The 16,308-nt window shown below is 40.2% G+C and carries 14 protein-coding genes; 9 read left to right on the top strand and 5 right to left on the bottom strand.

The genetic code is table 11. The features are described from left to right. Positions 1-125 precede the first annotated feature (125 nt). The gene (locus tag ACOI22_RS07525) at positions 126-869 is read left to right on the top strand and encodes a TrmH family RNA methyltransferase (protein WP_420671406.1); all 744 of its coding nucleotides are present in this window, start codon (positions 126-128) and stop codon (positions 867-869) included. Between the two features lie 87 nt (positions 870-956). On the opposite strand, the gene ACOI22_RS07530 is transcribed toward ACOI22_RS07525, so the two are convergent. Further along, positions 957-1,598, bottom strand: a complete 642-nt coding sequence (locus ACOI22_RS07530; protein WP_420671407.1) for an alpha-ketoglutarate-dependent dioxygenase AlkB family protein — start codon at positions 1,596-1,598, stop codon at positions 957-959. 89 nt (positions 1,599-1,687) lie between these two features. Further along, on the bottom strand, positions 1,688-3,661 hold the full coding sequence (locus ACOI22_RS07535) for an alpha/beta fold hydrolase (RefSeq protein ID WP_420671408.1): 1,974 nt from the start codon (positions 3,659-3,661) through the stop codon (positions 1,688-1,690). A 239-nt stretch (positions 3,662-3,900) separates the two neighbouring features. Between ACOI22_RS07535 and ACOI22_RS07540 the strand changes: the two genes are divergently transcribed. The 7 genes from ACOI22_RS07540 to ACOI22_RS07570 all read left to right on the top strand — a co-directional run bounded on the left by ACOI22_RS07540 (position 3,901) and on the right by ACOI22_RS07570 (position 11,412). Beyond that, entirely contained in the window at positions 3,901-5,082 is a 1,182-nt protein-coding gene (locus tag ACOI22_RS07540; protein ID WP_420671410.1) for a methyltransferase, read from the top strand. 37 nt (positions 5,083-5,119) lie between these two features. After that, the gene (locus ACOI22_RS07545) at positions 5,120-5,743 is read left to right on the top strand and encodes a peptidylprolyl isomerase (protein ID WP_420671411.1); all 624 of its coding nucleotides are present in this window, start codon (positions 5,120-5,122) and stop codon (positions 5,741-5,743) included. Between the two features lie 108 nt (positions 5,744-5,851). Beyond that, entirely contained in the window at positions 5,852-6,316 is a 465-nt protein-coding gene (locus tag ACOI22_RS07550) for a hypothetical protein (protein ID WP_420671412.1), read from the top strand. 98 nt (positions 6,317-6,414) lie between these two features. Next, positions 6,415-6,636 carry a TIGR02450 family Trp-rich protein gene (locus ACOI22_RS07555; protein ID WP_420671413.1) on the top strand — a complete coding sequence of 74 codons (222 nt, stop codon included), beginning with the start codon at positions 6,415-6,417 and terminating at the stop codon, positions 6,634-6,636. A 158-nt stretch (positions 6,637-6,794) separates the two neighbouring features. Continuing rightward, positions 6,795-8,435, top strand: coding sequence for an acetolactate synthase large subunit (locus ACOI22_RS07560; RefSeq protein WP_420671414.1), 1,641 nt, complete (start codon positions 6,795-6,797; stop codon positions 8,433-8,435). 15 nt (positions 8,436-8,450) lie between these two features. Continuing rightward, positions 8,451-9,905, top strand: a complete 1,455-nt coding sequence (locus tag ACOI22_RS07565; protein WP_420671415.1) for an aldehyde dehydrogenase family protein — start codon at positions 8,451-8,453, stop codon at positions 9,903-9,905. Positions 9,906-10,026: 121 nt separating this feature from the next. Then, positions 10,027-11,412 carry a diguanylate cyclase gene (locus tag ACOI22_RS07570; RefSeq protein ID WP_420671416.1) on the top strand — a complete coding sequence of 462 codons (1,386 nt, stop codon included), beginning with the start codon at positions 10,027-10,029 and terminating at the stop codon, positions 11,410-11,412. Positions 11,413-11,467: 55 nt separating this feature from the next. On the opposite strand, the gene ACOI22_RS07575 is transcribed toward ACOI22_RS07570, so the two are convergent. Beyond that, positions 11,468-12,265: a siderophore-interacting protein gene (locus tag ACOI22_RS07575; RefSeq protein ID WP_420671417.1), complete on the bottom strand. Its 798-nt coding sequence runs from the start codon at positions 12,263-12,265 to the stop codon at positions 11,468-11,470. Between the two features lie 143 nt (positions 12,266-12,408). Between ACOI22_RS07575 and ACOI22_RS07580 the strand changes: the two genes are divergently transcribed. Then, the gene (locus ACOI22_RS07580; protein ID WP_420671418.1) at positions 12,409-12,834 is read left to right on the top strand and encodes a MarR family winged helix-turn-helix transcriptional regulator; all 426 of its coding nucleotides are present in this window, start codon (positions 12,409-12,411) and stop codon (positions 12,832-12,834) included. A 79-nt stretch (positions 12,835-12,913) separates the two neighbouring features. Here the strand turns inward: ACOI22_RS07580 and ACOI22_RS07585 are convergent, their stop codons facing one another. Together ACOI22_RS07585 and ACOI22_RS07590 are read right to left on the bottom strand one after the other, a co-directional pair. Next, on the bottom strand, positions 12,914-14,011 hold the full coding sequence (locus tag ACOI22_RS07585; RefSeq protein ID WP_420671419.1) for a PepSY-associated TM helix domain-containing protein: 1,098 nt from the start codon (positions 14,009-14,011) through the stop codon (positions 12,914-12,916). A gap of 30 nt (positions 14,012-14,041) precedes the next feature. Further along, entirely contained in the window at positions 14,042-16,189 is a 2,148-nt protein-coding gene (locus ACOI22_RS07590; RefSeq protein ID WP_420671421.1) for a TonB-dependent siderophore receptor, read from the bottom strand. Positions 16,190-16,308 lie beyond the last annotated feature (119 nt).

Here is a 16,308-nt window from a genome sequence, read left to right on the forward strand (position 1 = left end):
TGCTAAAACAAACACTATTGTACGCGCTTGTTATTGTTTAAGGCAAATACCCATAATAATTTAATGATTAATTACAAAAGTTTGCGTGTTATTATTCCTACGTACACTATTTTATCAGGCTGAACATGAAACTAGATGACCTAAAAAAGCTCCACCAAAAAAAATACAGAACACAATTGGGCTTTTATTTGGTAGAGGGTGAGCATTTAATATTAGAACTAATAAAGGCCAACAAAGCTTCGAGCATTTTTAGCAATGTCACCATATATTTTACTGATAGTTTTACTGAACTTTTAAGTCAGTTAAACCACCCATTTAAAACCCAGCTTGTTAGCACTAAGCAAATGGCACAAATTAGCGATACAAAAAGTCCGCAGGGCATTGTTGCTTGTGTCCCCCTGCCTAGCGCGCCTATTAACACTACGCAAATCAATACGAAAGAACGCTGCGTGTATTTGCATGAAATACAAGACCCAGGCAACCTTGGCACTATTATTCGTACCTTGGCGTGGTTTGGAAATTTTAGATTATTACTCAGCAGCAATAGCGTAGATCCATTTAACCCCAAGGTAGTGCGAGCAAGCATGGGGGCAATATTTCATGTTTCTATAGAACAAGGCGTTAAATTAGAAGATTTGCAACAACGCTTTAGCCGCTTCGCGTATTTAGATATGCAAGGGGAATTAGTAAGCGCAAAGAGCTTTTCAAATCACCAGTGTTATTTGTTTGGCAACGAAGCGCGCGGCGTACCTCGAGAAGACCTAATTGCTTGTAAAGCACAAGCATTTACCATTGCGGGTAGCGGCAGTATTGATTCATTGAACGTAGCCAGTGCCGTAAATATTTGTGCGTATCAGCTGTCACTTTAATGTAGCCTAGTTAAGCGTTTTATTAATGGCATGGCAGAAAAGTTTAACGTTACCACTTTATTGAATTGGCTTTAACATTTTTATTTATTAGCGTTTTACAACATATCGAAAAGTGAAATTTAGGCGAAGGCCTACCTGAGTTTTGCTTTTATTTATACCGTGTTGCCAGTTTGCTTGTGTTGCCCCTTTCATAATAAGCAATGAACCTGGCTCAAGTTGAATACGTTGCGTGTCTTTACTATGAATATGCTTAAAATTCATTCGTCTTGTCTGCCCTAAACTGACTGAGGCTATTACAGGTTCAAATCCCAACTCAGGCTCGTTGTCAGCATGCATACCCATGCTATCATTCCCATCGCGGTACATATTTGCCAAGGCAGAATTAAATTGATGGCCACATGTTTGCTCACAAGCTTGTTTCATTTTGGCTAAGCGATTATCCCAAGGTAGGGGTGTCATTTTTAGTTTTGAATATTCGTAGTCAGTATTTGGGTCACCATACCATGCTTGTAAGCGCGGAATTTTGTGCATTTTCCCATATAGCTGAATGCTTGCTTGTTGCCAAGCTAATTCATTTTTAAAGTACTCTAGTAGATCATTCGCATGCTTGTGGGTAAGCCAATTTGGAAAGTATTCAACGTGTGCGTTTTGCATCGGCAAAACCAAAGAGTGCAAGCTATCTTCTAATCGTTCGTTTGTCTGTTTAGTTGAATCTTTGGGACTGCTCACTCGGCGCCTTTTACAGTGTAAAATTAATAGTTACCTTACACTTTACAACAGTAGTGCAAGGTAACTCAACAATCGTAAAATGCTAGTATTTATTTTAAGTTCTTATCTAAAAATGCTAATAGTGCGGTATATAGTTGCAATCTTCCTGCTTCGTCATACACACCATGCCCACTTTTATCGAAGTTTAAATATGGTACATCTTTACCTACTTTAGCAAACGCCTCAACCATCGCCTCAGCGTTTTTAACTGATACCCGAGAATCTTTTTCGCCATGTATAAGCATTACATCGGCTTTAATATTGGCTACATGGTTAATTGGTGAAAACTCAGCGAGCACTTGTGGGTCTGTACCTATAGCTCTGCGTAAATAGGCCTTACCGTATCGCAAATGCTCACTCACGTCACTATCGCTATACATTAAATCCATATCGTAAATCCCCACATAGCCTATTGTACATCTGTAGAGTTCAGGCGCTCTTATAGTCAGCATTAGCGCAGCATATCCCCCATAACTTGCACCGTATGAGCAGATGCTGTTTTCATCGACAGGGAAATTGGCGATGCTGTAGCGGGTACCATCAATAATATCTTGAATCATTTTCCCGCCCCATTCACGATATCCTGCGCGCATGAAACGTTGACCATAGCCACCACTTCCTCGGAAATTCACTCGCAATACCGCATAGCCTCTGTTGGCTAATAGTTGTACCTCACTGTCAAATTCCCAAGAATCTCTAATGCCATGCGGTCCGCCATGCACAAGTACTACCATAGGGGCTTTCTTATTTTCACTTGCGTCTTTAGGCAATGTTAAATAGCCATGTATAGTAAAGCCATCATTTGTTTCGTAACTAATTGCTTTTGTAGGTGCTAAATCTCGAGGGTCTAACCATGAACGATTCGCCCAAAGAAATTGCGCACTCAGCTTTTCAGTATTGAATAAATAGTACTCACCCGGATTAACATCACTGCTTACGTGCAATAACATTAAATTTGCCGCTAAACTTTCACTTTCTATTCTTAGAGTAGAACCCGGAAAGCTTGCGGTGAGTTCTTTGTGCAGCTTAACGGTTTGGCTTTCAAGATCAGCATAGTGGTAAGTAGGCTTGTTAGGAGCAGAGATGCCTACCACGGGCATTTGTGTTGCTGGGTCGAACATAAGACTTTCAATATCAGCATTCATATCAGTAAAGACCTGATTGTATTTACCCGTTTGCAAATCAAGCACATATACCGTGGCTAATCTTTTTTCACCTACGTTTCCGGTAAAGAACACTTTGCTACCATCATTGCTAATACCAATAGGCGCTAAATACACATTGTTTAATGCATCAATTTCAGTCCATTCGTCATCATTGCTTTTGCGATAAGCCGACTGAGTATAACCCTGATTATCAATCCATCGTATGTATCTGACTTCACCTGTTTCAGTCGCGTATGGCGTGGCGCCTGGGTAAGGTATAACTTCTATCTTTCTCTTTTTACCAGAAAACACATTTAACATGGTAATTATGGTTTCTTGCTCACGATTATTTCTATAAACGTTTTTATCAAGTGTCCAGGGATATTCAGCAATCAAGATATATTTTTCTTGCTCTACTAAGGTGCTGATAACTTCGGGCGAAGCAAGCGTTCTTTCACGCTTCTGCATCCGAGTTCCTGTTTGTTTTTCACCCGCTCTGAAACCATACAAAATTTCACGGCGTGATCCATCAATATTGGTTGCGAACAATTCGCCAGTGGCTACTGCTTGATCAAAGTTGGCTAATTTTTCTTTAAATTGGTAAACAACTCTTTCATTGCTAATCCAGCGAACAGAATGAATCTCATCATTAGCTCTTGGTTTTACCCCGCCAACTAACTTTAAGTTTTCAGTATCAAGGAATACCACTACTACGCGCCCTTCAACACGAATTCGAGCTGCAATATGCTTTCCATCTGGTGACAAATCCATATTAAGGTAGTCACCATGTTTTACGAAGTCATTAAGTGGGATTTCTGTAGAATATGCTTGGGGTATAATAAATAAGCACATTAAAATTATGCACAAATAGTGTTTCATATAATTCCTTTTAGTATAATTTGGCCTACAACAACTTAAAGCCAATTCCTACTTCAATCCTAACAAAGATTAAGCTTAAATTAAACTTCCCTTTGGTACAGGTCACATCAACTTTCTACACTTTTGTGATGGCTTGTGTTCATGGTATTATTAATGTTAATAATTTTAGCCTTGTTATGAACAGTTCGATGACACGCTCTACACATAACGGGTAACACTACTTCAGGCTAGGCTCACCCTTGAACAATACACATTTGCACATTGCTGACGAATCTTTTTCACTTAAACGCTTTCCCCTTAATCAGTTCGATAAATCCCTTCGCGCATGGGATGCGGGTGATGAGTACCTTATTTCACATGTAGTCGAAAATATAGATTTAGCGTCCACGAAACACATTGTGATAGTTAACGACAGTTTTGGCGCACTCACCTGCGCTATGGCTAGGTTGGCTCCACACGCCCGTATTGACGTATACACTGACTCATTCATGAGTGAAACCGGCATATTAAAAAACCTAGTGGCATGTAACTTAGATAAAAACTCGGTAAACATTCACAGTGCTCTTGAGTTAGCGCAATTAGAAAGCGCGAATACACACATTGATCTCATGTTAGTCAAAGTCCCGCGTACACTGTCATACCTAGAGTTTTTGCTCATTGAGCTAAACAAGTTATTGAATGACTCAACACAAATAATTGCAGCGGCTATGGTCAAACTTATTACCTCTTCAGCGCTAAAAGTATTTGATAAGTGCTTAAGTAATACTCGTACTTCTTTAGCGCGTAAAAAAGCACGCTTAGTTTTTGCTGACAAACGTGATGCTATCACCGAATCACTTCCTGTAAATATAGTAAGTGACGCTGAACTTAACTTTGATTTACATAATTATGCCAACGTATTTTGTCGAGACCAAGTAGATATTGGTGCTCGTTACATGCTAAAAGCTATGCCAAAACATATTAATCCAAATCAGGTAGTGATAGATTTGGGTTGTGGTAACGGTATTTTAGGTACGCAGGTATTGCTCAATCAAGCACAGGCTAAAGTTATATTTGTAGACGAATCATATATGGCAATTGCCTCAGCCAAGGAAACGCTTGCTAACAGCGGTGCCTTGGAAAGCAGTGGTACAAATAATGCCGAATTTGTGATTAGCCATTGCTTACATGATTTCCCCGACAACAGCGCTGACGTAGTATTGTGTAACCCGCCGTTTCATCAGCAAAACACAGTAATTGACGACATTGCCTGGCAAATGTTTGTAGATGCAAAGCGCGTACTGAAAGAAGGTGGGGAGCTTAGAATAGTGGGTAACCGGCACCTTGATCATCGGGTAAAATTAACCAAGCTGTTCGGCGGCTGTAAAGTGGTAGCCAGTGATACTAAGTTTTTAGTACTAAAGGCAATTAAGCATAGCTAACGGTACAGTAAATACATAAATCAAAAGGATTCTTACAATGCGCCAATTTTTCACCCTTTTCCTTCTTGTTTGCATAGCATCGCTTAACCCAGTGATGTCTAAGGCAAAAGAAAAGCCACGTATGTCAAGCCCCATAGGCGAGGCCGTGCAGCGCGATAATTATTACCCAAAAGTAAAATTTGAAACTAACATGGGTAACATAGTAGTTGAGCTAAGGCGGGATCGTGCGCCTATTACCGTGAATAACTTCTTAACTTACGTTCGCGAAAAAGAATACGACAACACCTTATTCCACCGCATCGTAGCTGACTACATTGTGCAAGGTGGCGGTTATGATTTAAACATGAAAGAAAAAAAATCTAACTACGCCATTATTAATGAGTCAGGTAATGGCTTAAAAAATGACGCTTACACAATCTCGATGGCACGTATGACCAACCCTCATTCAGCTAAGCGCCAATTCTTCTTTAATATGAAAGAGAATGACAACTTGAACCCAAGCAGAACATGGGGCTATACGGTTTTTGGTGAAGTAATGGAAGGCCAAGAAGTGCTCGATGCCATGGCTGGTGTTGCAGTCCATGTTGACCCTGATACTGGCCTAGGTGACTCACCCGTTGAGGATGTAATTTTAAAACGCGTAAGTGTGATAGCTGAGTAAAATTAAATTGGCATAAATGCACGACAAGCCCTAAAGAATCAGGTTTTGTGTAGGATAAAGAGTAAACGTATAAATTATTTCAGTAATTTTATTAAAAGGTTTATCTCAATGAATACACTCCCAATTGTAGTACTTATTGTTTTATGCACTGTATTTACTTTTGACGCCAAGGCCAAAGATGGTTATCAGCATTTTCCTGGTGTATTTTTAGGGGCAACCCATGCTGACAGCGAAACCGACTTCACTTACGCGCTAGAATATGAGTATAAGTTTAGTCAACATTTTGGTGCAGGCTTAGTGTATGAAAAAATAAATGACGCCCACCATGGTGACGGAATAACTATAAAACTCGCTTCTATTTACTATCACTTTGGTCACGATTTTAGACTTGGATTAGGCTATGGTGAAGAGAAGATTGGCGGATATCACCCGCACAGCGAAAATATTACTCGCGTTAATTTAAGCTACGAATACCACTTTGAGCACTTTTCTTTGGCACCAAGCCTGTCTATAGACTTTATAGATGGTGAAAATGCTACCGTGTTTGGCCTAGCCTTTATTAAACCTTTCTAATATTAGAAAATAAAAGTATTACAAAGCCCCTGCCCATTTGAGCTAAACCATATAAAAAACGGTATAAGTAATTATATTATTTTTAGCCGTTTTTAATTATGAATCCAATGAAGCTCAGCCCTAAAAAATTACTCCACAGCAAATGGACTGCGGTAAATCCTATAAAAAAACAAAAACACTTTATGATTGTTGATGTTGAATTTGACGAAAACAATATCGTTATTCATTGTGAAATTCAGGCAATTATGAGCAAACAAAATACCAGCATAAACTGGCGAGATTTAAAAGATGATAAGCAATGGCTACAAGGTTGGCAGTGAGTTATTAATTGGTCTTGGAAAATGCGCTTCTCTATGTGGTTATTTATTTGATGAAAACCGAATAAGAAACCACAAAAGACTATGTTAAGGTAATCGAATAATGATCTAACTACGTAGTTAATCTACATTCAACACCATACTCAAAGAAAGGGACGCAAATGAAAGCATCTGATTTAATGGTTAAAGCACTCGAAGCAGAGGGTGTGGAATATATCTTCGGTATCCCAGGCGAAGAAAATCTCGATTTACTTGAATCCTTACGCAATTCTTCAATAAAACTGATTCTTACACGCCATGAACAAGGCGCTGGCTTTATGGCCGCAACCTACGGCAGATTAACTGGCAAAGTAGGCGTGTGTTTATCAACCCTTGGCCCCGGCGCAACGAACCTTGTAACACCGGCTGCCTACGCCCAATTAGGTGCTATGCCCATGCTTATGATAACCGGGCAAAAGCCAGTTAAAACAAGCAAACAAGGGCGATTCCAAGTAATTGATGTAGTTGACATGATGCGCCCTATTACTAAATACACTACGCAAGTGGTCAGCGGTGATCGCATTCCTTCGGTAGTGCGTGAGGCCTTTAGAATTGCCAGTGAAGAGCGCCCAGGTGCGGTACATATTGAATTACCAGAAGATATTGCCGATGAGCATACTTCTGCCCCCTTATTGGCTCCAAGTGCGGTTCGACGCCCCATTGCCGAGTACAAGTCTATTAAAGCCGCGGTTGATATGATAGAAGCGGCGAAGTCTCCGGTATTGCTTATTGGCGCCGGAGCGAACAGAAAACTTACATCAAAAATGCTACGCGAATTTGTTGATAAAACAGGAATCCCATTTATTACTACTCAAATGGGTAAAGGCGTGCTTGATGAAACAGATAAGAAGTTTATGGGAAATACCGCGCTTTCTTCGGGCGACTTCGTGCACCGCGTAATAAGCCGAGCAGATCTTATTATAAATGTGGGCCATGACGTAGTAGAAAAACCCCCTTTCTTTATGGAGGCTGGCGGCCAAAAAGTTATTCATATTAATTTTGAGACCGCAGCGGTTGACCCTGTGTATTTCCCGCAACTTGAAGTAGTGGGCGACATAGCCAATAGCATATGGCAAATTAACCAATCTATAGATGCAAACTGTAAATGGCAGCTAGATTTTTACAGTGATGTACATGATGCATATATTGAACACAAACAAGCATCTGAAGATGACGACCGCTTCCCGGTGTTACCTGAAAGAATGGTAAAAGACGTGCGCTCAGCCATGCCCAAAGACGGTATTGTCACGCTTGATAACGGCGTATATAAAATTTGGTTTGCACGAAACTACCCTGCTGCGCTGCGCAATACGCTGCTATTAGACAATGCCCTAGCAACCATGGGCGCTGGGCTGCCTTCGGCTATGGCAGCAAAACTTGTTTATCCTGAACGCTCAGTTGTTACCGTATGTGGTGACGGTGGTTTTATGATGAACAGCCAAGAGCTTGAAACCGCCGTTAGACTCAACTTACATATTGTTGTGATTATACTGCGCGATGATGCCTACGGCATGATCAAGTGGAAACAAAGTAACATGGGCTTTAATAACTATGGCCTAGATTATGGCAATCCTGATTTTGTGAAGTATGTTGAGAGCTATGGCGGAAAAGGGTGGCGCATTGAGTCAGCAGGTGAGCTAAAAAGTGTGCTTGAGAAATGCTTAGCTGAACCTGCCGTTCACCTGATTGACCTACCTGTAGACTACAGCCTAAACGATGAAACCTTAAATGTTCAAATTCGCGATTTAAGTGCAAAACTGTAAAGCAAAGGAGATGACATGACCGATTTTAGTAAACAGAAATTAGCTGAAAGCTACCCATACTATTTAGCCAACAAAGCTGTATTTGCCAATAGTGACCTAGAAGTGAGCAACAAATACACCGGTGAGTGCGCAACAAAGGTAGCCCTTGCCGATGCACAAGTAATTGACAAAGCTATAGCCGCTGCTGAGGCGGCGCAGCCTGCGCTCAATAAAATGCCCGCCTATGAACGCCAAGCAATATTGGAACACTGCGTGACTCGCTTTAAAGAGCGCTTTGATGAACTTGCCTATGCACTTTGTATTGAAGCGGGCAAACCTATTAAAGACGCACAAGGCGAAGTTACGCGCTTAATCGACACCTTCAAAATTGCCGCAGAAGAAGCTGTGCGCATAAATGGAGAAGTAATTGAACTTGAGATTACTGCTCGAGCAAAAGGTTACAGTGGTATGAGCAAGCGAGTACCTATAGGCCCATGTTCGTTTATTTCGCCGTTCAATTTCCCTCTTAACTTAGCGGCGCATAAGGTTGCCCCGGCTATTGCTGCGGGCTGTGCTTTTGTACTCAAACCGGCTAGCCGAACGCCCATAGGTTCAATTATTATTGGTGAAATACTGGCTGAAACTAACCTTCCAGAGGGTGCATTTTCGGTCTTACCTTGTAGCCGTGACGGTGCTGACTTATTCACCACTGACGAGCGCTTTAAGCTACTGAGTTTTACAGGCTCGCCTGATGTGGGTTGGGCCTTAAAAGCAAAAGCCGGTAAAAAACCCGTTATATTAGAGCTAGGCGGCAATGCCGCGTGCGTGGTTGACCATGATACTGACATTGACGATGCAATAACGCGCATAGTATTTGGCGCTTATTATCAAAGTGGCCAAAGCTGTATTAGTGTGCAGCGAGTTATTGTGCATGAAAGTATTTACGACACATTTAAAAAAGCCTACCTTGAAAAGGTAAGTAGTTTAGTTGAAGGTGACCCATTAGACACTGATACATTCATAGGCCCCATGATAGCCGAATCAGAGGCTAAACGCTTAGAATCATGGATTAATGATGCGGTTAGCAAAGGCGCTAAGTTACTTTGCGGCGGCAAGCGCGATGGAGCCATGCTAAGTGCTGCAATACTAGAAGATGTACCTGTAGATTGTGACATAAACGCTGATGAAGCCTTTGGCCCTGTATCAGTTTTAAGCAAGTTCAGTACCTTTGATGAAGCATTGGCATCTGTTAATAACAGTCAATTTGGTCTGCAAGCTGGTATTTTCACCCGTGACATTTACAAAGCCCATCAGGCATGGGATGAGTTAGAAGTTGGCGGCGTTGTAATAGGTGATGTGCCTAGTTGGCGAGTTGACAACATGCCTTACGGCGGCGTAAAAGAATCAGGCTTGGGCCGTGAAGGTATTCGCTATGCGATTGAAGACATGACTGAACTTCGTTTAATGGTGCTGCGAAACCCTAAAGCTTAAGTGAACTTTTGATATATCTAATGTTGCTCAAGCGGTAGGCATTTCTTAAGGCATACCCACCGCTTGAAATTTGAGAATAGCTAGATTAGTATCATTAAAAACCAAAAAGTTAGACTTAAGTATGAAATTTATTGAAGGTTTAAGTTTTCAAGCTATTCTCAAACATGCTCATATTGGTGTCATCATTCATGATTGGAACACCTCAATAGTTTACATCAATCCTAATGGCCTCAAAATGTTAAGGTTAACTTACGAGCAGGCGATTGGACGAGATTCATACGATCCCCATTGGACTTTAATTGACGAGTCAGGCAATATTTTAGCCGTAGAAGACTACCCAGTTAATATTGTAAAGCGCAACAAAGAAAGAGTGAAAAATAAAGTTGTAGGAATCATTGATAGTTCGCAAGATGCTATTAGTTGGTTTCTAACCAATGCCTATTATGAAGGGCTTGATTCTAAAGATGAGTTTATAGTAGTTACTTTTACTGATATTTCTGCATCTAAACAACATTTCTCATTTCAAGACATTGTTGAAAATACCCAAGACATGGTGATAGTTACCGACGCAAAAAATATTAGCTACCCTGAAGGCCCTAAAATAGTATATGTAAATAAAGCATTTGAAAAATTAACAGGTTATTCCGCGACAGAAGTGGTAGGTGAAACGCCTAGAATACTGCAAGGAAACCTGACTAATTCCGAAAGCAAACGCAGAATTGCTGAAGCATTAAATAATGTAGAAGAAATTACCGAAACGCTTTTAAATTATGATGCAAGTGGACGCCCATACTGGGTTGAAATAAATATAATCCCTTTAAAAAATAAGTTCGACGAAGTCACTCATTTCGCCGCTATTCAGCGTGACGTTTCAAAAATGACGTTTCAAACAGAACAACTAGAAAGAAGAAATAGCGATCTTAAAGTACTGAAGTCTAGTTTGGAAAGTTTAGTTAATGAACGAACCCTCGAATTAGAAAAAGCAAAATCTGAACTTGAAAAAATAGCATTTTTCGATCCTTTAACCAAAATTCCCAACCGAAGATTCTTTTTAGAACAAGCCAGCAAGCTTGTTAAATCATGCATTAGGCGCGGTGGCATAGTCGCTTTCGGCTTAATAGATATTGATAATTTCAAACAAATAAATGACGATTACGGCCATAATATTGGTGATAAAGTATTAGTTTATTTAGCAAATTTATTAGCGAGTACGCTGCGCGAAGATGATGTTTTTTGTCGCTATGGTGGAGAAGAGTTCGCATTTGCTATTATCATCAATGACTTGGCTCATGCGACAGCTGTGGCTGAAAAAATACTGACCAACATAAATTCATTAAAAATTCCAATTCCTGATCAGAATAATTTGCTGGTAACAGCTAGTATAGGCGTGAGTGCCGTGACCCCTGAAATAGGGTTCGAGTTTACGGAAGAACTACACAAAGCTGATATGGCGATGTATGATGTTAAAAAAGCTGGCAAAAACGCCTATAAAGTAATAAGCGATTAGCCGTTTGTTTTATTTAAAGGAGCTCTTTTATTCCTGAGTAAATTTTAGCGTAAAATTAAGCTGCTGTTTTTGCATCTTCCTGCTTGAATTTTTTGTGCTGCTCTTCATTGCTACCTTTTTTCCAGTAGCTTGATGCATATAAGTGAGAGCGCTCTATTCCTTTCTCTTTTTTCAAATATTGTCTTAATTTTTTCATCACATTGTACTCGCATGCAATCCATGCTGAGAACTCACCAATTGATAATTCTGTATTTTCTAATGCTTTAACTAATGGAGAGTTAATGTCGCCTGGTTTCGGATTAATTAGCCATTCGACGCTTACTCCATCGGGTTTAGTTAGCTCTTGAATATCACTTTCAGCGAGCACTTCAATAATCACTTTCCCAAGCGCGTCAGCATCTAGCTTTTTCAAGTTAGCGGTAATTGCAGGTAAGGCTGTCATGTCGCCAAGAAATAATAAATAACTGGCTTGTTGATTTATAAAACTTGCTGGCCCTGGCCCAGCGATAGATATATTGTCGCCTACTTTTGCATTAAGAGCCCACGATGCCGCTAAACCGTCAACCGTATTATCAGACTTTTTGTCATGTAACATAAAGTCAATATCTATTTCCTCTTCTACATAACGCTGCCTAGCAATGGTATACGTTCTCATTACTGGCTTTTCTGAACCTGCTTGGGTGAATAGTAATTTTACATATGCACCTTCGGAATTTTCTGGAAAATTACGCAAAGCAGCTCCTTGTAAGGTCACTCTGCGCATGTTTTCGGTCAATTGCGTGACTAATTTCACAGACACAGCAATAGACGATTTTCGTGCTTTTACATTTTTAAAACGGTCAACAATGCTCATATCATACTCCAAATTATAGGACTCTTATTTCGACTCAACTTATTCTGAGTGCTCTATTGCTTGAATTGCACAAGCAGATAGTTGATAATGACAACTATATGGCAACAAGGTTGATAATGTCAACCAATATATGGATTCATTAAATGATGTCAGGTAGTAGACCATTAGATACGCTTTTTCATTTAGTACATGGAGTAAAGCGTCAATTGCAAAGCATTGCGTCTTCAATTGATGAGGATTTAGCGCCAATGCATATTAGAGTTATTAAAATTATTGACCGAAAAAAATTATGTACCGCAATAGACATTGCAAATTATTTAAACCGAGATAAAGCGCAAGTAACACGCCTAATTTCAACTCTGATTAAAAAAGGCTTGATTACTAAACAGCCCAATAAAGATGACAAGCGCAGCCAATTCTTAGTAATAAGCAATGAGGGAGAAGATGTGATCAAAGCAATCGCGCAATTTGACAAGAACATAATGGAAATAATGACCCGCGGCCTTGAAGAAAATGAAATTAAAGAGTTTGAGCGAGTCGCTAAACTCATGACCGCTAATCTTGAGTAAAGATTAAGCTATCATCGTCTATAATAAGAATATTCGCCGGGCGCATAACAGGCTTAGCTCTTTTGCAAAGTAAAAAGGGCTAGCGAGCCCTTCTTTGCCGTTTAGGTGACTTTCTAAGCCAATACATTATTAAACCTGTAACACAAAGTATTACCGGTGCTAAACCAATAATGCACCAAACTATTTTTGACCAAATCCCCGCAAAGTAGCCAAAATGCAGTTTACGAGTGCTGTCATCAAATTTCGCGAAGAAACCCGCGTTTCGAATATCGTATTTTGATAGCAGCTCACCGCTGTCTTTATCATAGGTAACCATACTGGCATACTGGCTAATAAGTGGGTTTGCGGTGTCTACCTCACCATAAAAAGTAATGTGCATTCCAGGCTCATTTGGAATGGCCAAATACGTGCCTTGAAAACTTGGAATGGCTTGCTCAGTATTTTGCTTAAGTTGCTCAAATGAAATGCTAGGCGAATGATAGGCCTGTGTAATATACACATGCTCTTGCTCATCGCTGTGCTCCATTACTTCGTGCAATATAATAGCCACATTCCAATACACGCCCGTAAAGGATATTAAAATAAATATGGGGCTTGCAATAATGCCTATAAGCTTGTGCAGGTCGCTGAACATTATTCGACTCGCTGCGTGCCATCTTAAGGTAAATATTTTACGCCAAAAACCTCGATATAGTATAATGCCGCTAATACCCAAAAAGAGCATTAACAAACCCACTATTGCGCCTACTACGGTGCCGTTAAAATGCATTAAAAACGCGTAATGTAGCTCTAGTAGCCAGTCAGTAATATAGTGCTCCATATCAGCCGGTTCTGACAATATTTCACCGCTGTACTGGTCAATATAAATTTTAAACCAGTTTTCGGTATTCAGCTCAATAACATAAGCGGTGTCAGAGCGGTTATTGTCATCAAATAACTCCCAACCTGCCAAGGCATACTGCGGGTGTTTATGAGTGATATTACGCATTAAAGTATCTAAGTTTACCCGCCTTGAACTTGTAGTACCTTGTTCATTTACTACCATATGATGGGGGCGCAATAAGCTGTCAATTTCAACTTTAAATACCAATAAGCTACCAGTAATTGAAACTATTAATACTGGCAGCATTGCTACTAAAGCCAAATACGAATGCCATTTAAACAATGATTTTCTCACCCGTTGCTCCCTATATTGGCTTTGTAATACTTAAAGTGCCCACGATAAACTCAAACTATACGTACGCGGTGCGCCATAGTATGCTTGCGCCCAATAAAGGCTAGTCAGGTATTTTTCATCACTCACATTAAATACGTTAAAATTAAGCGTAATATCTTCGTTAATATCATACTTAATTAAAAAATCGGTAATCGCATAGGCTTCTTGCTCAGTAACAATAGTCGCCCCAGCGTTATCAAAGCCAGCCGCTACCACACCTTGCTCACGCGATATGTCATCTTGCCAACGCATATTCAAGCCAAGTGACAAACCATCTACCTGCTCAATATTATAAACAGTGCCTATTTTAAGCATTTTACTTGGCGTGTAATGTGCCACTAAGTCATCACCCGAAATGCTAAAATCGGTATACCCTATACTGGCATGTAAATTAGGTAAAATTTCACCTGCAAAATCCACCTCAAAACCATGGCTATCAATACCATCGCTACCTATGTAGCGTTGGTCGGTAGGCGGCAAAGCAGCCGTTGCTGGGTCTGCAATCGCTAAGTTAACTTGTTGAACATCAAAATAGGCGAAACTCGCTACCGCATTGCTATCAAATAATGTGAATTTTGCGCCAACTTCTTTACTTTCCCCTACTACAGGATCAAGCTGTTGATTATTAATATCTAATTCGTTTTGCGCTTGAAAGGTCTCGGTGTAACTAGCATACAAATTAACGTTTTCATGAACACCATACACAATCCCTGCGTAAGGAATAAAGTCAGACTCTGTTACATCTCGGTCTACGCCGTATGATGTGCCTACCGCTTCCCATTTGTTGTATCTACCACCGGCTAAAATATAGAGGTCATCAAGTACGTTGAATCGGCTTGTAAAATAAGCGGCTTTTTGCTTTTGTTTTACTGCACTTCCTGCTTCGCCATCAGCCAAAGTGGGGAAAGTGGCATTTCCGTCCCAAGTGTTTAAATCGGCAATAGTGGGGAAACCATTTCCTGTTGTGAAGTCATATAAGGAACGGTCAGTGTATTTGAGTTTAGAGTAGTTTACGCCAACCACAAGCTGATGCTCTCGGCCAAATAGATCAAAATCACCATCAAGATAAACGTCATACAAATCATGTTTATCATCTAGTATGTATTCACTCGCGTAACCGGTTAAACCAGCTTCTGTTTGGCTATCAGGAGTACCAAACACATAGAACAACTCGCTGTCTTCATCGGCTTTTTTCTGCGAATACGTAGCGCGTAAACGCCAATCTTCATTGAAGAAGTGATTTAACTCCACTACCGTATTGTTGTTAACCACTTGCCAATTTGACCAATCTGCTGATGTACTAGTTGATCGATCGTAATTTGTGGCGCTTCCATCAGTATAGAATAAAGGTAAAGCTCCCCATAAATTACCTTGTGCGTCACTGTTGTTATAGCTATGGCTAATAGATAACTGAGTATTATCTGATAAATCTGCGTTTAAGAATAAGTATAATAAAGTGTTTTTACGGCTATAACGGTCAAGGTAGGAATCTTGGTCTTGGCTAACGGCCACACCTCTTGCTGATATACTTGAGTTAAATTGATAACTCCCGTCTGCTTCAAGTCTATATAAATTGTGGCTTCCAAGGCTGGCACTTAAATTTAACTCATCTTCGGCATTCGGACGTTTTCGTATATAGTTAACGGTCGCTGATGGGTTACCTACGCCAGTCATTAGTCCGTTTGCGCCTCGCACAACTTCTATACGGTCATACACGGCCGTATCATCGCCTGCATGGTTATTCCCAGAAGTTAAGGGTAAACCAATGCCATCAATTTGAAAGTTGGTAATATCAAAACCACGAGCCGTATAATAGGTTCTGTCAGTTTCAATACGTTGAACGTTTACGCCCGTTGCTGTATCAAGAGCTAAATTAATATCGTTTAACTGAAAATCATCTAATTGCGCTGATGTAATTACGGAAACCGATTGCGGAATATCAGTAATGGCAAGTTCCATTCGTGAAGCACCACTTGCTGAATGCGCGTTGTAACCGTCAACATACGAACCTGTTACGGTAATTTTCTCCACGCTTTCATCGCTGTTCGCGGCAGTATCCTGAAGCGCGAACACAGGCTGAGCAGAAAGTAATAAACAAATAGATGTGGTGATGGCTGATGGTTTGAATAAAGTTCTCATGTAGCTTTTGTATGTTCCTGGTTCCCATTAAGTGGGCAGAATCATACCTACACAAAATTTAAATGTAAATAGTAATTATTATCATTTGCATTATTACAAGGGTGGCTTGAATTAAATCT

This window comes from Glaciecola sp. 2405UD65-10 (assembly GCF_048820975.1).
Taxonomy (GTDB): Bacteria; Pseudomonadota; Gammaproteobacteria; order Enterobacterales; family Alteromonadaceae; genus Glaciecola.